The 18,780-nt window shown below is 46.1% G+C and carries 16 protein-coding genes and 1 other RNA gene; 10 read left to right on the top strand and 7 right to left on the bottom strand.

The genetic code is table 11. The annotated features are described in order from the left end of the window. Positions 1-88 precede the first annotated feature (88 nt). The 3 genes from ACFQ1C_RS13270 to ACFQ1C_RS13260 all read left to right on the top strand — a co-directional run bounded on the left by ACFQ1C_RS13270 (position 89) and on the right by ACFQ1C_RS13260 (position 2,263). On the top strand, positions 89-616 hold the full coding sequence (locus ACFQ1C_RS13270; RefSeq protein ID WP_379559102.1) for an elongation factor P hydroxylase: 528 nt from the start codon (positions 89-91) through the stop codon (positions 614-616). A 223-nt stretch (positions 617-839) separates the two neighbouring features. After that, positions 840-1,970 carry an ATP-NAD kinase family protein gene (locus ACFQ1C_RS13265; protein WP_379559101.1) on the top strand — a complete coding sequence of 377 codons (1,131 nt, stop codon included), beginning with the start codon at positions 840-842 and terminating at the stop codon, positions 1,968-1,970. Between the two features lie 2 nt (positions 1,971-1,972). After that, positions 1,973-2,263, top strand: a complete 291-nt coding sequence (locus ACFQ1C_RS13260; RefSeq protein WP_379559100.1) for a YfcL family protein — start codon at positions 1,973-1,975, stop codon at positions 2,261-2,263. 832 nt (positions 2,264-3,095) lie between these two features. Here ACFQ1C_RS13260 and cysN read toward each other — a convergent pair. From cysN to cysD, 3 genes are all read right to left on the bottom strand, one after another. Next, a complete protein-coding gene (gene cysN, locus ACFQ1C_RS13255) occupies positions 3,096-5,000 on the bottom strand; it encodes a sulfate adenylyltransferase subunit CysN (RefSeq protein WP_379559099.1) in 1,905 nt (634 codons plus the stop codon). Positions 5,001-5,053: 53 nt separating this feature from the next. Then, a complete protein-coding gene (locus ACFQ1C_RS13250; protein ID WP_379559098.1) occupies positions 5,054-5,413 on the bottom strand; it encodes a four helix bundle protein in 360 nt (119 codons plus the stop codon). A gap of 75 nt (positions 5,414-5,488) precedes the next feature. After that, a complete protein-coding gene (gene cysD / locus ACFQ1C_RS13245; protein ID WP_379559097.1) occupies positions 5,489-6,388 on the bottom strand; it encodes a sulfate adenylyltransferase subunit CysD in 900 nt (299 codons plus the stop codon). Between the two features lie 121 nt (positions 6,389-6,509). Between cysD and ACFQ1C_RS13240 the strand changes: the two genes are divergently transcribed. The 7 genes from ACFQ1C_RS13240 (at position 6,510) to ACFQ1C_RS13210 (ending at position 13,327) form a co-directional block, all read left to right on the top strand. After that, positions 6,510-8,237, top strand: a complete 1,728-nt coding sequence (locus tag ACFQ1C_RS13240) for an SLC13 family permease (protein WP_379559096.1) — start codon at positions 6,510-6,512, stop codon at positions 8,235-8,237. 143 nt (positions 8,238-8,380) lie between these two features. Further along, positions 8,381-8,478: signal recognition particle sRNA small type (gene ffs / locus ACFQ1C_RS13235), an RNA gene on the top strand. A 132-nt stretch (positions 8,479-8,610) separates the two neighbouring features. Continuing rightward, positions 8,611-9,237, top strand: a complete 627-nt coding sequence (locus ACFQ1C_RS13230; RefSeq protein ID WP_379559095.1) for a Tn7 transposase TnsA N-terminal domain-containing protein — start codon at positions 8,611-8,613, stop codon at positions 9,235-9,237. After that, the gene (locus ACFQ1C_RS13225) at positions 9,234-11,111 is read left to right on the top strand and encodes a Mu transposase C-terminal domain-containing protein (RefSeq protein WP_379559094.1); all 1,878 of its coding nucleotides are present in this window, start codon (positions 9,234-9,236) and stop codon (positions 11,109-11,111) included. The genes ACFQ1C_RS13230 and ACFQ1C_RS13225 overlap by 4 nt, the downstream gene beginning before the upstream one ends. Further along, complete coding sequence (locus ACFQ1C_RS13220) at positions 11,086-12,126, top strand: TniB family NTP-binding protein (protein ID WP_379559093.1); 1,041 nt, start codon at positions 11,086-11,088, stop codon at positions 12,124-12,126. Before ACFQ1C_RS13225 ends, ACFQ1C_RS13220 begins: the two co-directional genes overlap by 26 nt. Positions 12,127-12,210: 84 nt before the next feature. Then, complete coding sequence (locus tag ACFQ1C_RS13215) at positions 12,211-12,543, top strand: helix-turn-helix domain-containing protein (protein WP_379559092.1); 333 nt, start codon at positions 12,211-12,213, stop codon at positions 12,541-12,543. A 178-nt stretch (positions 12,544-12,721) separates the two neighbouring features. After that, positions 12,722-13,327, top strand: coding sequence for a type I restriction-modification system subunit M N-terminal domain-containing protein (locus ACFQ1C_RS13210; protein ID WP_379559091.1), 606 nt, complete (start codon positions 12,722-12,724; stop codon positions 13,325-13,327). Positions 13,328-13,457: 130 nt separating this feature from the next. Here the strand turns inward: ACFQ1C_RS13210 and ACFQ1C_RS13205 are convergent, their stop codons facing one another. Genes ACFQ1C_RS13205 through ACFQ1C_RS13190 form a run of 4 tightly spaced genes read right to left on the bottom strand, consistent with a single transcriptional unit; the run spans position 13,458 to position 18,727 of the window. After that, complete coding sequence (locus tag ACFQ1C_RS13205) at positions 13,458-14,285, bottom strand: M48 family metallopeptidase (protein WP_379559089.1); 828 nt, start codon at positions 14,283-14,285, stop codon at positions 13,458-13,460. Between the two features lie 5 nt (positions 14,286-14,290). Beyond that, entirely contained in the window at positions 14,291-17,578 is a 3,288-nt protein-coding gene (locus ACFQ1C_RS13200) for a type I restriction endonuclease subunit R (RefSeq protein ID WP_379559088.1), read from the bottom strand. Between the two features lie 25 nt (positions 17,579-17,603). Then, complete coding sequence (locus ACFQ1C_RS13195; RefSeq protein WP_379559087.1) at positions 17,604-18,491, bottom strand: GIY-YIG nuclease family protein; 888 nt, start codon at positions 18,489-18,491, stop codon at positions 17,604-17,606. Next, positions 18,488-18,727 (bottom strand): restriction endonuclease subunit S, encoded by a 240-nt coding sequence (locus tag ACFQ1C_RS13190; RefSeq protein WP_379559086.1) that lies wholly within the window; start codon positions 18,725-18,727, stop codon positions 18,488-18,490. Before ACFQ1C_RS13190 ends, ACFQ1C_RS13195 begins: the two co-directional genes overlap by 4 nt. Between the last annotated feature and the right edge of the window lie 53 nt (positions 18,728-18,780).

Here is an 18,780-nt window from a genome sequence, read left to right as displayed (position 1 = left end):
CCTGTGCGTTGTTTTTGTGCCTTTACTTACTGCTTCTGGCTTAAGGCTTTACAGCTGCTCTTTCCCCTATATCAAGGGCTGTTTTTTTATGTCGTTTTGCTATTCTGATCTCATTTCCCTGTTTAATCACTGCTTTGCTGCCAGCTACAACACGCGCCTAGAGCGAGGTGATGACGAGCCAGTTTACCTACCGGCAGACAACATAATCGACCATCATCGCATTGTGTTTGCTCATGGTTACTTTGCCAGTGCTTTGCACGAAGTTGCGCATTGGTTGGTGGCGGGCGATGCGCGGCGCACACAAGAAGATTATGGTTATTGGTATTGCCCCGATGGCCGAGATGGCGAGCAACAGCGCCAGTTTGAAGGGGTAGAAATTAAGCCACAAGCCATCGAGTGGGCGTTGTCGTTGTGCTGCGGTTTTCATTTTAATGTGAGTTGTGACAACCTAAACGGCAGCGTAGAGCCAGACCGTCACGCCTTTAAAGCATTAGTGCGTGAACAGGCGCTACACTATCTGGAGCAGGGTTTTCCGGCTCGGGCACAAACCTTTATGCACGCGTTGCGTAAACATTACCACCAACCCAGCCTCACGGCAGAAAGTTTTAGCCTGTAGTTAGGTAGAAAAATTGTAGGGTCGAATTTATTCGACCGCTTTTGAGTCGAGCCATCACTTGGGCGCATACTTTTTACATACAATATCGCCCCTACCTTTGACTGGCAAAAGGCAGATTCGGTCGCAAGTCTGGCATAACAGGCAAAAAGCCGGATCGCCTTTAACTTACCGCGTAAGGCGTACAGCGTAAGACGTTAATGTTACCGCTGCCCGGAGGGCTTGTATGTTCAAAATTGGCTTAATTATTAATCCGCTGGCGGGCTTAGGTGGCACCGTTGCCCTAAAAGGCAGTGACGGCATGGCCGAGCAAGCCCGCGCTTTGGGTGCAGAACCTCGTGCGTTGCAACGCACGCAATTGGCCTTGGCTGAATTATCATCGCTTTACTCGCGCATTAGCCTCTATACCGTGGCGGGTGACATGGGTGAAACTGTGTGCAATGCGTTGAGCTTGCCGCACCAGGTTTGCTATCAGCCAATGAGTCATGTCACCACGGCTGACGACACTAAAATGGCCGTCGCCGCATTGGTAGAGCAGGGCATAGACTTATTATTATTTGCCGGTGGAGATGGCACGGCGCGCGATGTGTGTGCCGCAGCCCCCGAAGGGCTGTGCGTATTGGGCATTCCCGCCGGCGTAAAAATTCATTCGGGCGTATATGGCGTCACGCCTGCGGGCACGGGGCGCTTATTAGCTAAACTAGTGCGTGGCGAACCCGTGAGCCTTATCGCCGCCGATGTGATGGACATAGACGAAGCGGCCTTTCGCGAAGGTCGCGTACACGCCAAGCGTTACGGCGAAATGTTGATCCCGGGTGATTTAAGCTATGTGCAGGCGGTCAAAGTCTCGGGGGTTGAGTCCGACGAGCTGGTGCTCACCGACATTGCTGATGATATTATAGAGCGCATGCAAGCCGAGCCCGACAGCTATTATATTATGGGCTCGGGCAGCACGGTGGCGGCAGTAATGGAGCGGCTAGGGTTAGAGAATACCTTGCTGGGCGTCGACCTCGTACATCAGCAACGGCTGGTGGCGTCGGATCTGGATGCCAACGGTTTGTATCAGCAGATTGCAGATAAGCCCTGTAAGCTTATAATCACCTTAATTGGTGGCCAAGGGCATATTTTCGGTCGTGGCAATCAACAACTTAGCCCTGCGGTTATTAAGGCGGTGGGGCAACACAATATCTGGTTACTGGCGACCAAAACCAAGCTAAATTCGCTGCAAGGCCGCCCGTTACGAGTAGACACCAATGATCCGGAACTCGACCGCCAACTAAGCGGTTTAATGCGAGTGACCACGGGTTATCAAGATGAAGTTTTAGTGCGGGTGGCAAACCCGGAATATGAGGCGTAGTAATGAATATTTTTGAATTTGAACAACTGCTGTTGGCAAACATTGACGACAACATTGCTACCGCAACCGACGATCAGCTGTTTGCTGGCGGTTATTTACGTGGTCACATCACGTTATCGGTAGCGCAATGCGAAATCGACGGCCGTAATCATGTACGTGATGTTAAATCACGAGTTAACACTAGCCTCAATCAAGCCATCTTAAATGGTGAGTTAAATGAGCAAGACCAAGTGTTAGTCGAGTCGTTTTGGGCCGAGCTTATCGACAAAGTCGAGCAAGCCATCACTGCCTAATAAAAGCAGCGCCCAGCACCCAGCGCCCAGTTCAATACAAGGCCAGAGTGTTTTGTAGGCTAGCGCTTCAGCTGCTAGTCCCGTCTTAGCGGGATATTCAAATCATCTTGCTCCGCAAGACCGACAGCTAAAGCGTCGGGCTACAAAGTGCGGTGTGTTTTGTAGGCTGGCGCTTCAGCTGCTAGTCCCGTCTTAGCGGGATATTCAAATCATCTTGCTCCGCAAGACCGACAGCTAAAGCGTCGGGCTACAAAGTGCGGTGTGTTTTGTAGGCTAGCGCTTCAGCTGCTAGTCCCGTCTGAGCGGGATATTCAAATCATCTTGCTCCGCAAGACCGACAGCTGAAGCGTCGGGCTACAAAGTGCGGTGTATTTTGTAGGCTAGCGCTTCAGCTGCTAGTCCCGTCTTAGCGGGATATTCAAACCATCTTGCTCCGCAAGACCGACAGCTAAAGCGTCGGGCTACAAAGTACGGTGTGTTTTGTAGGCTAGCAGCTTCAGCTGCTAGTCCCGTCTTAGCGGGATATTCAAATCATCTTGCTTCGCAAGACCGACAGCTAAAGCGTCGGGCTACAAAGTGCGGTGTATTTTGTAGGCTAGCGCTTCAGCTGCTAGTCCCGTCTTAGCGGGATATTCAAACCATCTTGCTCCGCAAGACCGACAGCTAAAGCGTCGGGCTACAAAGTGCGGTGGTTTTTATTGAACGTAAGGCGTACAGCGTAAGACGTAAGGCGTAAGGCATACAGCGTAAGACGTATAATGGTGTGTTACCGGTTTTAATCATAAAAAAGGAGCCCTTCGGCTCCTTTTTTATTTAGTTTATATCACCAAACTTACCCGTTGATAATACCGCGCTTGCGTAGTTCGGCAATGACCAAGTCGGCAGCGTCATCGGCACTCAGGCGCGCCGCATCCAAATGGATTTCTGGTGCTTCGGGAGTTTCATAGGCCGAGTCGATGCCAGTGAAGTTTTTCAGCTCGCCGCGGCGGGCTTTCTTATACAAACCCTTCACGTCACGCTCTTCAGCTACTGCTAACGGCGTATCAACAAACACCTCAATAAACTCACCTTCGGCCAGTTGCTCACGCGCCATACGACGCTCGGCTTTAAAGGGTGAAATAAAGGCGGTGAGTACAATTAAGCCCGCATCCACCATTAACTTAGACACCTCACCCACGCGGCGAATGTTTTCTACACGGTCGGCATCGGTAAAGCCTAAGTCTTTATTCAAGCCGTGGCGTACGTTGTCGCCGTCCAGCAGATAAGTGTGGTTACCCAAGGCATGCAGTTTTTTCTCAACCAAGTTGGCAATAGTCGACTTGCCAGCACCAGACAAACCGGTAAACCACAATACGCTCGGCGTTTGGCCTTTGGCTTGAGCGCGCGCGTCTTTGTTTACATCCACATGTTGATAATGAATGTTCTGGCTACGGCGCAGGGCAAAGTGCAACATGCCGGCGGCCACGGTGGTGTTGTTTAAGCGGTCGATTAAAATAAAGCCGCCGGTGTCTTTGTTGGTTTGATAATCATCAAAGGCAATGGCGCGATCTAGGCTGATGTTACATACGCCAATGCCGTTCAGCTCTAACTGCTTGGCTGCGGTGTGCTCCAGCGTGTTGACGTTCACCTGATATTTAATATCGGTAATGCTGGCAGTGACGGTTTGGGTGCCAACTTTCAGTAAGTAAGGACGACCAGGCAGCAGGGCGTTTTCACTCATCCACACTATGGTGCTTTCAAACTGATCTGCGGTTTCTGCTGGCGCATCGCTAATAGAGATGACATCGCCACGGGAAATATCAATTTCGTCTTTTAGCGTCACCGTAACCGACTGACCAGCAACGGCCAATGGTAAGTCACCGTTGTAGGTGACAATGCGTGCCACTTCGCTTTCTTTGCCCGAAGGCTGTACGCGAATGCGATCGCCAGGCTTCACTACACCACTGGTAATGGTGCCCGAAAAACCGCGAAAATCGAGGTTGGGGCGGTTAACCCACTGCACCGGCAGCCTAAATGGCGCTTGTTGCATACGAGTATCGTCAATTTCGACGGTCTCTAAAAAGTCCATTAGCGTCGCACCTTGATACCAAGGCATATTCTCGCCATTAGCCACTATGTTGTCGCCCTTAAAGGCGGACAGCGGCAGGTAGGTGACGTTAGTCAGCCCCAACTGCTTGGCAAACTGGCCGTATTCTTCAACAATTTCGTGAAAACGCGCTTGTGAATAGTCCACTAAGTCCATTTTGTTGATGGCCACCACAATGTGGCGAATACCCAGCAACGACATCAAATAACTATGACGGCGAGTTTGGGTCAAAATACCTTTACGAGCATCGACCATTAAAATAGCCGCATCGGCAGTAGAGGCACCGGTAACCATGTTGCGCGTGTACTGCTCGTGCCCTGGGGTGTCGGCGACAATAAATTTGCGCTTATCGGTCGAAAAGAAGCGATAGGCCACATCAATAGTAATGCCTTGCTCGCGTTCGGCAGCTAAGCCATCTACTAACAAAGCAAAGTCGATTTCTTCGCCTTGGGTGCCCCATTTCTTGGAGTCAGCTTCCATGGCGGCTAATTGGTCTTCAAACAGCATTTTAGATTCAAACAACAAACGCCCAATCAGGGTACTCTTGCCGTCATCTACGCTGCCGCAGGTAATAAAGCGCAACAAACTCTTCTGTTCGTGGGCTTTCAAATATTCGTCAATATTCGTTTCAAGCAAAGTTGTTTCATTCATCATTTATCCTTCGCAGCTGTACGTTATACGCCGTACGCTGACCGTTAAAAAAGTTAGCTCTCGATACTCTGTTCGTTATCTAAACTCGTGATAAGCCCGTGTAACATGGCTGAAATGTCACGCGTTTCTTGTAGCCATTCTCGACCTGGTAGCCCGTCGATATACCCAATATCAATGCCGATATAGATTTGCGTTCGCAACTCAGCGCAGGAGCCTCGAGCTATCACCAGAAAATGGCGTTTGTCTTTATATGAGAATCGAGACATCCCTTCCGCAATATTACTGGGTATGGAGAGCCCTGAACGTGTTATTTGGCTATGAAAACCAAAGTCCTTTAACTCTCTTAGTCCCTTATATAGCTCTGCCGATAAGCGAGCCGACTGCTTCCAGACTCGTAACTTCTCAAAGTTCATGCTGCGCCCCTGCTTATTTTTGCATATAGCGTAAAGCGTAGGACGTACAGCTGGTTATTTCTACGGCGCTTCGCGTCAGAAGTAACCTTCCTGTTTCTTCTTTTCCATTGAGGCGCTGGAGTCGTGGTCGATCATGCGGCCTTGGCGCTCAGAGGTTTTAGTGAGCAGCATTTCTTGAATAATTTCCGGCAGCGTAGTGGCTTCTGACTCCACCGCCCCAGTGAGTGGATAACAGCCTAGGGTTCTAAAGCGCACGTTCTTTATCATCGGCACTTCGCCGTCTTTCAATGGTAAACGCTCGTCATCCACCATGATCAGGGAGCCATCGCGCTCAACCACTGGGCGGGGTGCCGCAAGATACAAAGGCACAATCGGAATGTTTTCTAGGTGGATGTACTGCCAAATATCCAGCTCGGTCCAGTTAGACAATGGGAAAACCCGAATAGACTCGCCTTTGTGCTTGCGTGCGTTATATAGCTTCCACAATTCAGGACGCTGATTTTTAGGATCCCAGCGATGCTGCTCGGTACGAAATGAGAAAATACGCTCTTTAGCGCGAGATTTTTCTTCATCGCGGCGGGCACCACCAAAGGCGGCATCAAAACCATATTGATCTAGCGCCTGCTTTAACCCTTCGGTTTTAGTCACGTCGGTATGAACGGCCGAACCATGAGTAAAGGGGTTGATGTCTTTCTCTATGGCTTCTGGATTAGTGTGAACCAGCAACTTAAGACCGAGCTTTTCCACCATCTCATCGCGAAAGGTGTACATCTCGCGAAACTTAAAGCGGGTGTCAACATGCAACAAAGGAAAGGGCGGCAAGGAGGGATAAAACGCCTTCATCGCCAAGTGCAGCATAACGGCACTGTCTTTGCCAATAGAGTAAAGCATCACTGGGTTATCGGCCTCAGCGACGACTTCGCGCATAATATGGATGCTTTCGGCTTCAAGCCGTTGTAGGTGCGTCAAGTTCATTAGTGATCCCGCTCTCAATTATGGATTATGCTAATAACTAAATGTTATGAATGATCTGTGTATTAAGTTTATTTGATATATGGGTACAATGATAGCCCTGCTAAAGAGCGAGTGGTTATATATGACAGCATATTGGGTATTAGCATCAATTGGCGTTTTGCTGGCATTGCTGATCCAAGGGCGAGTGTCACCGGCAATCTTGTTCACCTGTTGGGCTGTAGGATTTGTGTTGCTTGGGGTAACCGAGCAACAAGCCTTGCTGAGCAGTTTCTCTAATTCGGCACTTATCACCTTGGTAGTGTTAATGCTGGTATCGCTGGCGCTAGAGCGTTCGCCCCTGCTTGATCACGTATCCGATGCTTTATTAAAGGGGCGAGAGTCGATGGCCTGCCTGCGATTAATGGGCCTAACCGCCTTGTTGTCGGCATTTTTAAATAACACCGCCGTGGTGGGCTCTTTGTTGGGTGTTATTTCTCGCCAGCGCCATATTCCTGCCTCGCGGCTGCTGATCCCACTATCTTATGCGTCTATTTTGGGCGGCATAACCACGCTGGTGGGCACTTCCACCAATTTGGTGGTGAACTCCTTTGTTATTAATGCCGGATTACCCCCGCTGGGTATGTTTCAATTTACCTTAGTCGGCTTACCGGTCGCGCTAATATGCATTGTTGGACTGTTATTTAGTACGCGATGGCTGCCAAAAAATCGCGCGCTAGACCAAGACGTCCCCCAATCGTATTTTTTAGAAGCGCAAGTGATGGCTGACTCGCCGCTAATTGGTAACAGCATAGAAGCCAATCAATTGCGTAATCTTAATGGCTTGTTTTTATTAGAAATAGTACGCCACGACCGACTACTCAGCCCCGTTTCGCCAGACGAAGTGCTAGAGCCGGGCGATGTGCTGGTGTTTACCGGCGAAGTAGAAAAGGTACAAACGCTACAGCGTTTTGCGGGCTTGCAGTTGTTTGGTACTCAGGCCGATCGTTTGCTTACCTCTAATCTGGTAGAAGTTGTCATTGCCAACGAATCTGAACTGGCCAAACGTACCTTGCGCGAAGTGGACTTTAGAACCTTGTTTAACGCCGGTGTGGTGGGTATTCGTCGTGGCAAGCGCCGCTTAACCGGCCAGTTAGGTCATATTTCGCTGCGCGTAGGCGACAGCTTATTATTAGCCGTGGGCCCCGACTTTACCGAGCAGCGCAACATCGACCGTAACTTTCATGTACTTAATGGCACCTTACAGCGGCCCAAATTACAACCGCGTCAGAGCCTATTCGCTTTTTGTGGCTTTGCCATCGTTATTGCTTTGGCTGCCACTAGCCTAGTGCCGTTGCTAAATGGTTTATTGATACTGCTGGCTGCATTGTTAGTCACGCGTATTTTAACCGTCAGCGAGCTACGCCGCCGATTTCCGTTTGAATTATGGCTTATTATTGGCTCGGCACTCACCGTGGCCAAGGCGCTAGATAGTTCAGGTGGGGCACAAGTCATCGCCGATACGGTGCGCAGCGTATGTAATGGCTACGGCGTATATGGCGCTTTTATTGGGGTATTTATTATTACCTTAATTCTTACCGAGGTAGTTACTAATAATGCGGCGGCGGCCTTGGTGTTTCCCATCGGTTTGTCTACTGCCAGTGCCTTTGGCGCCGACCCGCTGCCGTTTATCATGGCGGTGGCCTTTGGTGCCAGTGCCTGTTTTATTATTCCTTTTGGCTACCAAACGCACTTAATGGTGTACTCCCCGGGGCGCTATCGCCTGGTGGATTACTTAAAAACGGGCTTGCCGGTTAGCTTGTTGTACTCGGCTGGAGTAATCATTCTGGTACCTATTATGTTTCCGTTTTAATGGCACGGTAAGGGGAGGGGATAAGCGAAGAGGTGCAAAACGGCTTATTTTTCTCCTCTCTGCTCAATAAACCCGCAAACAGTCAATGGCTTATTGCATTCACGTTCATCTTTGCTAAACTGGCCTTTCTTCGATGGTGACCCCGTTGGTCCTCTCGCATTAGACTCTTGTTTACTAGGCCAGGCCCGGAAGGGAGCAACCAAAGCAGGAACCTCTGAGTGCCGGGATGTGGCTGGCGGCGGTCACCTCCAAATTTTAAATATGTCGCTTTCACCATAAGTTGACATATCTTCAGTAATATCTGACATAAATTGCATCATAAGCTGACATAGCCTACCTTTGTAGTAACAAAACTACATCCAAGGTGGTTTTTATGTATCGGCGTCGATTGAAGCACTCACGAGTCAAAAATCTTTTTCGCTTCGCAAGCAGTAAGACTAAATCAGTTCTTACGGTTGAGTCCTCTCTTGAATTCGATACCTGTTTTCACCTCGAATACTCCCCAGAAATAACCACCTTTGAAGCGCAGCCTGAAGGCTTTTATTACAGCTTCGAAGGAAAGCGTTGTCCTTATACTCCTGACTTTAAAGTGCATCACCAGCAGAGTGGAGAGCAGTTTATTGAAGTCAAACCCCTAGCTAAAGCATTAAAAGAAGACTTTCGTGCACGATTTCAAGCTAAGCAACAAGCTGCACGTGATGCAGGAGTTACCTTGCTATTGGTAACTGAGCGGCAGATTCGGATTTATCCTATTTTGGGTAATCTTAAATTAATACACCGTTACTCAGGCTTTCAATCAGTCACCGAAATACATCTTCGTATACTCGAGTTTGTTGAGAGATATGGCATAACTTCTCTGCTGAATTTGGCACGCTCAACAGGGATAAAAGAGGGCGAGTTACTCAGTACGGCATTATCGCTAATTGCCAAAAACAGAATTGCTACCAACCTCCTCGATCAGAGTTTCAGTCTTGACTCTGAGGTGTGGGAGGCTATATGAAAACGGTTAATCCCACTCAGGGATTTTTTCATGATGAATTTCCTCTCAATGAAGCCATACCTATTGCTGGTAATCAGCTACCCGAGCCTATAAATATCTCCAGAGACTTGGCAAGCTATACAACAGAAATACAAGCCGAAGTTAGCAGACGATTGGCTTATTTGAAGTGGATTGAAAAGCGCCTAGACGGTGGCTGGACACAAGCGCGTCTGGAACCTTTATTAGAGCAGGCTTCCACAGAGTTAGGTACAGAGCCTCCAAACTGGAGAACGTTAGCAAGATGGCGAAAAAAATACTCCAATTCCGACCTTCAATTTTCTTCACTGATCCCTAAACATGGCAATAAGGGGAATCGGATAATAAAAAGTGATAGCAGTGCGGAAAATTTTTATGATCAAGCAGTTAAACGTTTTTTGGTAGAAGAGCGGCCTTCGATTGCTGCTGCTTATCGCTATTACGCAGACACTATACGAATAGCCAACCAGAAACTCATTGAAAAGCCAATAAAGGCACTATCCTATAGCGGATTTTATAATCGGGTCAAAATGTTACCGCCTTATGATGTTGCGGTGGCTCGCCATGGAAAATTCATTGCCGACTCAAAGTTTAATATGATTAGCGCTCATATGCCTCCTGAACGAGTACTTGAGCGAGTTGAAATTGACCACACTCCGCTCGATCTGATCCTGCTTGATGACGAACTTGATATCCCATTAGGCAGACCATGTCTTACTGTTCTTATAGATAGTTATAGCCATTGTATAACTGGTTTTTATATTGGATTTGAAGGGCCGAGTTTTAATTCAGTACGAAAAGCTTTGCTGAATGCTATTAAACCAAAGACTTATGTTCATAAAAAATATCCAGTTATTGAGAATGACTGGCCATGTAGCGGCAAGCCCGAAACGCTAGTTGTGGATAATGGAGCCGAATTTTGGAGCCAAAGCTTGGAGCTAGTATGCCTAGAGCTAGGCATTAACGTGCAATACAACCCTGTACGGAAGCCGTGGCTCAAGCCAATGATAGAGCGATTATTTGGTAATATTAACAGTAGCTTACTGAGCAATATACCAGGTAAGACCTTTTCTAACATTCTTGAAAAAGAGGAATACAACCCTAATAAAGATGCCATTATGCATTTTTCAACTTTCGTTGAGCATTTTCATCAGTGGGTTATTGATTTATATCATCAGAATGCTGATACGCGAAAGCGCTATATCCCTGCATTATCTTGGAAGAAGGGCTATGAGTACTTACCACCAGCCCAGATCACTGATGAAGATCTCAGTAGGTTAGAAGTTATCATTGGCTTATCTAGTCAGCGACAACTTAGACGCGGTGGTATTCATATTCATAACCTGCGCTATGATTCTGAAGAATTATCTCTTTACCGCAAAAATCATGCCTCTGGAAAGCAATCGTTGAGCGTAATAGTTAAAACTAATCCCGATGATATATCGTCCATCTATGTGTATTTGGATAAGCTGGAACGGTACCTGCAAGTTCCTTGTGTAGACCGCGTGGGTTACACACATGAGCTAAGCCTCCAGCAACATCTAATTAACTGCCGTTTACATAAAAATTTCATTGATAGTGCGTTGGACTTAGACAGTTTGGCTAGAGTTAGAATGAAGCTACATGAACGCATCGAACAAGAAGTGGCAGAGCTAAATAGCATAGGTAAGAAGAGGAAGTCACTGCCAAGTATGTCTCGATTGGCTAAGCATCAGCAGGTAGGCAGTGGAGAAAAAGGCACTATTGTCGGCCAGCCATTACCTACCGAACTGCTAAAGTCTAAACAGCATAAGCAAGAGAATTTAATCAAACAGATAGATGAGTGGGATGACTATGTCTCAGATCTTGATGCCTACTGACCTGATATTATCGCCGGAGCAAGAAGAGCAGCTTCGGCGCTTTGTCTGTTGCTTCGTCGAACAGCCGATAGTGAGTGAAATTTATAATGATTTTAATCGGTTGCGTTACAACCATCGTCTAGGAGGTGAGCAGCAATGCATGTTGATCACAGGCGATACAGGTTGTGGAAAATCGCAGCTGATAAAAAACTATCAACTTCAGTTTTCAGATGTAGAGGAGACTTGTGGTGGATTCCCGTACCGGCCATTACTAATCAGCCGTATTCCTAGCAAGCCTACACTGAGCGCCACCATCATCGAGCTATTAAAAGATCTTGGGCAATCCAGCAGTATTTATCGTCAAGGAAGAAGCAGCGACCTCAGCCTCACAGAAGCGCTAATCCAATGTCTCGTCCGCTGTAAAACTGAGCTTATGATCATTGATGAGTTTCAAGAGTTAGTAGAATTTAAAAGCGGTGTAAAGCGTAGTGAAATCGCCAATCGCCTTAAGCTGGTAAGTGAGAAAGCCCGAGTTTCTATTGTTTTGGTCGGAATGCCTTGGGCTGAAAAAATTACAGAAGATCCGCAGTGGGCGTCGCGGTTAATGGCTCGCAGGTTGATCCCTTACTTCAAGCTTTCAGAAAACCCAGAAAATTTTATCCGTTTCTTGATGGGGCTAGCTAAAGCAATGCCTTTTACAGAGCTTCCAAAGCTAGAAAGACAGCATACAGTTTTTGCACTTTTTTCTGCTTGTGATGGCTGTCTACGTACTTTGAAGTATTTGCTTGATGAAGCAGTTAAACAGGCACTACTGGCTGATGCCCAGACGCTGACTACCGAACACCTTAGCAAATCTTTCTCGTTGCTTTATCCCACAAAGATTAACCCGTTTTTGCAGAAACTAGATGAACTTGAAGCTTGTGAGGTAAAACACTATTCACGGTATAACAGTGGTGCCTCTTATGCTGAAGATGTATTGATCTCGACTCAGTTTGGGGAGCGCATGCCGATCTCTATGCTACTCAAAAAATCCTAGTGCTTTTTAAACTAAGTTATCCTTAGTACACTTGTGCTACCTATACTAAGAGAATCTTAGCTATCTACCTAAACGGGATAGCTTATGTATTCAACACTACCAAAGCGGCTTAAGGCAGCACGTCTTAAAAACCAGCTTACGCAACGTCAGTTGGGAGTTCGCCTTGGCATGGATGAAAATACAGCGAGTGCCCGGATGAACCAGTATGAAAAAGGTAAGCATTCTCCCGATTATCAAACCATGCAACGATTGGCCAAGGTGCTGGGCGTTCCAGTAGCTTATTTCTACTGTGATGATGACCTTTTGGCTGAGCTGCTTTGTGCTATTGCCAAACAATCACGAGAAGAACAGAAAAAGTTGTTGGAGCTTCTTTCTGGTGGAAACAATTTGCTATCTGGCGATAGCAGCTCTGATTAATTGCTGACTCATCTCTTTGTCGATAGACTCAAACCCAACTTACCCTGCTGAACTTGCGCCTTGTTGGCGCTGCTTGTTTAGTCAGTAATCCTAATTTACCAGCTTAATTTTTGGCAAGTTCAGTGCTTATTGGTAATCAATAGTAACTGCTGTGCCTGTGCTTTACATGGAAACCCCAATGACCCAACGCGTTACCCTGCAACAGCTTGAATCCTTCTTATGGGAAACCGCCGATATTCTGCGCGGCAATATGGATGCCTCTGAATTTAAAGATTACATCTTTGGCATGCTGTTCTTAAAGCGTCTGTCCGATGCCTTCGATGAAGCGAAAGAAGGCGTAGTGGCCTATTACGTCAGCAAGGGTAAAACCCCAGCTCAGGCGCAAGAGCTGGCGGATGATGAAGATGAGTACGATAAAACCTTCTACATTCCACCGGTTGCCCGCTGGGATGCCATTAAAGACTTAAAGCACGACATAGGTGCCGAGCTGAACAAGGCCACAGAAGCGATTGAAGAGTACAACGCCTCGCTTGAGGGCGTGTTGGTATCTATCGACTTCAACATTAAGAACAAGCTGTCCGATAAGAAGCTGCGTGACTTACTGAGCCACTTTAGCCGCTACCGTTTGCGTAACAGTGACTTTGAACGCCCCGACTTGCTGGGCACGGCGTATGAGTATCTGATCAAGATGTTTGCTGACAGTGCCGGTAAGAAGGGCGGTGAGTTCTACATAATGTCATCTTCATTTTTATCTAGCGAATGCCACCTACAAAAAGCTGCGTGAACTGTTACCCCATAATTAAGCTGGTAGACTCTTTTTGATCACTAAGCGCCAATCTTTATAGGATGAGTTTACTGCTGTTGACTTCTCCACCATCTGCTCAACTAAGACATCCCGTCAAATTACAAGTTTGTTACTCATTCAAATACATCTCCGCCATATCATCTAGTTTGACTTTTACTTGTTTCCAGTTGGGCATTACTTGCGTTAGTAAGCGCCAAAAGCGTTCACTGTGGTTATGTTCGGCAATATGGCAAAGCTCGTGAAGTATCACGTAATCAATACACTCTTTAGGCGCTTTGACGAGGTGGGGGTTGAGCATCAGGTTGCCTTTGGCTGAGCAGCTTCCCCATTGCTTTTTCATTGCCATCACGCGAAAAGAAGGGATGCCAGTTACCCACGTTGTTTTAGGTAGCAGTTCGGCAAGGCGCTCGTGAAAAATGGCTTTGGCTTTGTGTTGATACCATTTGTCGATTAATGGCTTAACTCTTGCCACTCGATCATCAATATCTTTGCTGATTTCATGCTTTAGCGTGACGTTTAATTTGCCACGACTTAGCTTTATATTGGGCACTTGTTTAGCATCAATGATAACTTTTAACACATAGCGTTTACCCAAATAAAATTGGGTTTCGCCACTCACATAACTCTTGGGTAATACCGTGTCTTTTTGCTTAGCAAACTCATCAATGCTTTGACAAATCCACCTTGCACGCTTTTGCATGGCTTCTTGAATAGCATCTTCGCTAGCATCATGAGGTACAGTCGCAACGACACGCTGATCAGGATGAACTTTGATCACTACCTTGCGAGCTTGCTTTTTAGCTGTATCAGCAGGCTGAAATTTACGGATCACATCATAATGAATGGTGTCGTTACCATAAGTAAAAACACCGCTTTCATTGGTTGTTGTCCTGCTTTCTTTTGTGTTAATGGCTGCTGCAATAGATAGCTTAGTCACTCGCATCAACCCCTAGCTAATCCTAAGCGAGTGATCTTAAGCACGGCTTCAATCAGTTTCTGTGCGTTATCAAGGCCAATTTCTGTAAACAACATAGGTAATAATTTCATATGGATGGCGTTCTCAATTTCCGTAGGGTTAATGGAATACTCAGCAACCGCAGTATTCACCGCATCATCAATACTAAATGCCAGCGTTACCAGTTTGTCATTATCCAATGCTTTATCTGCCAAGGTCTCTGCATCGAATAAGTGCTTGAATAAGCCAAAGTAGGCTTGGGCATATTTATTTAACTTGCCTGACTCATCTACAAAATCATTGGGCACATCAGCCACCTTGCGATCTTTTACCTCTTGTTCAAAGTCAGCAAAGAGAATGTATTGTTTAACAGGCGCATCAAACATGGCTTTGGCATCTTCAATGGCCTTTTTAAGCAGGTTAGAGAAATATTCTTGAGCATAAGGATCATCTGCTAGATCCTGCTCAATCATCTTAGTAATACGGCCTGTGATCTTATCTGTTTGGTTACGAGCTTCATCATCATTCATGTCCTGTGGCTTAACGTCTTTGCCTAAGTTACCCACTAAATAAGCACCACCCGGCTCTATTACTTCAATACCTGCGATATGTTTGTCGAGTAATCCTCTTATTTCTTCAGCGTATTCATCGTAATTGATGGTCTCGCCTGCATCTTCTCGTACTTGTTTACGAAAATAGACAAAAGATTTTAAGTCACGTTTGTATAAGTCACGTTTATTATCGAATGACTTATCTTCGAAGTAGGTGGCTGATTGCAGCGCTACTTTCATACAGTTGGAAAATGCTGTGAGCGCAGAGTAAAAGTCATCACGCTTTTTTAGGTTGGTATCTGTCAGTCTTCCATCAACTTCTTGCACTTTTGGCGCTAACGCTTGACGCAATGCAGGGCCGTCTTGTTTATTTTTAACCCCTTCAAATATCGCCCATAAGTCGCTGTGTAAACCCGGAAGCTTTTTGTACTCCGTATCCATGCGGTTGTACAAACCTTTAAGATCATCAATATCAAAACCGCTTTGTGTACGCTCAGCTAGGTTCTGGTACTTCTCAATGGTGGTATCCAGCTCTTTTAGAATGCCTCGATAATCAATCAAGTAACCAAACTGCTTTTTACTGTGCAAACGGTTAACACGGGCAATGGCTTGGATCAGGTTGTGATCTTTCAGTGGCTTGTCGATATACAACACTGTGTTCTTTGGCTCATCAAAGCCTGTTAAGAGCTTATCAACCACGATCATGATGTCAGGGCCATCGTCTCTGCCAAACTCTTCAATAATGGCTTTGGTGTAGGCTTTTTCGTCCATCTTGTTTACGTTAGCCTTCCACCAATTTTGCACAATATCTTTGCTTTCTTGGTCTACTGCCTCGTGCCCCTCACGGGTATCAGGAGCCGACATAGCAACAACTGATGTTACCGTACCAATTTTATCTAACGCCTTCTTGTATCGAATTGCAGAGGCTTTAGAGTCACAGGCCAGTTGGCCTTTTAATCCTTGCTGTTTAAAATTTTGGAAATGGTCGGCAATATCGTAAGCGATTAAATCAATACGGCCTTCGGTTTGGTATATCTGACCTTTTTGTGAAAACTTCCTTTTTAGGTCCATTTTTTGTTTGTCACTAAGCTTACTGGTGCTGCGTTCAAACCATGCGTCAATCGCTTTATCGTTAACGTTTAACTCAGGAATTCGCTCTTCATACAGCAGTGGTGTAACGGTTTTATCTTCAACCGCTTGCTGCATGGTGTAAGAGTGAATGATCTTACCGAATTTGTTTTCGGTCTTATCATCTTTTAATAAAGGGGTGCCCGTAAAAGCGATATAGGCCGCTTTAGGAAGCGTTTGCTGCATACGGATATTATTTTCACCGTTCTGGCTACGATGGCCTTCATCAACTAACACGATGATATTCGGGCTGTCGTTGTAGCAGTCTTTGTGTTTTATGGCAGAGCCAAACTTATTAATAATCGAGAAAATAACGCGCTCGTTACCTTTACCAATTTGCTCTGCTAAACGCTTACCTGTGGTTGCCATTGCATCTTTTTTATCTCGGTCGGTAAGTACACCACCAGAGGCAAAAGTACGGCTTAATTGGTCTTCTAAATCCACGCGGTCAGTCACAATAATGACACGGCACTGTGCCAGTTCTTCAAGCCAAATAAGCGCTTTGGATAAAAACACCATAGTAAATGACTTACCACTACCAGTGGTGTGCCAAATAACACCGCCTTCACGAGCGCCAGAATCATCAAGGGTATTAATACGTTCAATAAGCGCTTTAATGCCGAACACTTGCTGATAACGGGCAACAATTTTGCCTACTTTTTTATCAAATAAGGTGAACAAGCGAGTCATATCTAGCAAGCGCTCTGGGCTCAATAAGCTCACGATGAGCTTGTCTTGGTCGGTAACGGTTAAGTCACCCGCAGCAATGAGCGATTGATAATCATCTTTAGCCTTGGCTGAGCGATGATTAAATAGTACATTGAGCTGTTCATCAGTAAGCTTACGATTTTTTAAACGTACAAATTCCGCTTCAGGTATTTTTTCCTCGACCCATTTCGCCCAAAACTTTTCAGGGGTGCCACATGTGGCGTATAGCCCTTCATGCCCATTTACAGCCAAAATAAGTTGACTGTATGCATATAAGTGGGGAATTTCAGCCTGGCCTTGATTGCGAATATGCTGTGATATTGCATCGCTGTTGGTCGATTTACCTTCTTTATTGGAATCCGGGCGTTTCGCCTCAATCACGACTAAAGGTAAACCATTTACAAAACAGACAATATCAGGGATTCGATTGCCAGTGCCTTCCGCATTTTGTACCACCAATTCTTCGGTATAATGGAACTGGTTATTATCTATGTTGTGCCAATCAATCAGTTTAATGGTGGGAGAAGCTTTTTTACCATCAATAAACTCGGTAATGCTCACGCCATAGATAAGGGCGTTATATAATTTCTCATTAGCCGCTTTTAGCCCAAGGTTCATGGCTGGATTAAGCTCATGCATTACCTTATCAATGGCGGCTTGGGATAGCCTATGTTGCTTACCTGCAAACGAGAAGGTTTGTTTGGCTAGAAAAGCTCGCATCACAGGTAGCAGCACCACCTGATGAGTGCTTTTCTTTTCCGCTACCAGGCTACTGCCACGCAAGGCTTCGCATTCGCTCGGTGGAATAAAGGTGTAACCTAAACTAGTCAACAAGGTTAATGCTGGTAACTTAGCGCTGAATTCTTCTTGAAATTTTAGTGTTGCCATTATGCCTAACTCTTCCTTTTGCTGGCTAATCCATATTAACTGTGTGCTCTGTCGCTGACTCAAGGGTACGACCTTGGTAGTCGTGTAATGTAACCCCTTGATCCGTTTTCCAATCTACCCAGCCATTAGAGCTGGCGAGCAATAAAAACATCGAGGCACCACTAGGCGTTTGGAACAAATAATCGCGTTGAAACACAAAACGCTCACCTTGTTGTGCAGTCACGCCTTTGGCTAAGAGCTGATCGCGTTTATCGTAAGATCGTTGTTCGGTTTTGCGTTTGGTGAACATAGGTGCCGATGAGCCTTTTAACACCACCATGCCTTCGCTGGTATAAATGCCTTTGGCATTCACCCCTGTACGGCTACAACTAAATACTTGTTCGGTTTTAGTTGTGGAAGGCTCGGTCAGCGGCTCAAAAATCGGGTAGCCAAGGGTGGCTAACAGCAGACTGCCAATCTCATGAATTTCATCACAATCGGCTTTTAGCGGAATAGGCGTATGCGGCTTTTGCCCACCATTACCATTAAGCAAATCGAAACGTTGGCAGTTTTTCGCTTTTTCAATCGAAAGGGATTCCAAATACAGCACATGGGTTTGCGTTAAGTTGTTGGTGAGCGATACTAAGACCAGCGCACGCTCCCAGTCTTTTTTCTCATCTTTGTGGTGCTGCATGAGGCGGCAACCCACATCGCCCGACTGCCCAATATACAGCTCATCTTTACTGTCGCCCGAAACCAAAAAGTACAAACCCACTTGCTTGGCTTCGGGCAGTTTTATAAATTCAGCTATGTCACTGCGAGGTACTTCAATCAGGCGAATAATCGACGTAGTTTGCTCGGCAATGCGAATTCCCGCAGGGTCGCCCGTAGGTAAAAATATCTGAATAGTGCGAGGTCGCTTTTGCGTGATCATGCAACATCCTTTTCATCTACTTTCACCCTACGCTTGCCCGTTAACAACTGCTGCATTAGCGCTTTTTTCTCTTGTTTTAAATCAGCGAGTTGTTGTTCTAACAGCTCGATTTCTTTGTTTGCAATGGTTAAAACAGATGCTATTTTTTGTTGCTCTGCCAATCTAGGAATCTTAAGTCTGACTTTTTTTAATGCATTGAAAGATAGAACTTTCTGAGAGGTTCCGGTGGTTTTCAACCCAGTTGTCCAAATAACACTATCTAAGCGGCCATTTTATTCCGCTCAACCTC

Source organism: Oceanisphaera ostreae, from assembly GCF_042676125.1.
Taxonomy (GTDB): domain Bacteria; phylum Pseudomonadota; class Gammaproteobacteria; order Enterobacterales; family Aeromonadaceae; genus Oceanimonas; species Oceanimonas ostreae.
This window is presented reverse-complemented; position numbering and strand designations above follow the sequence as displayed.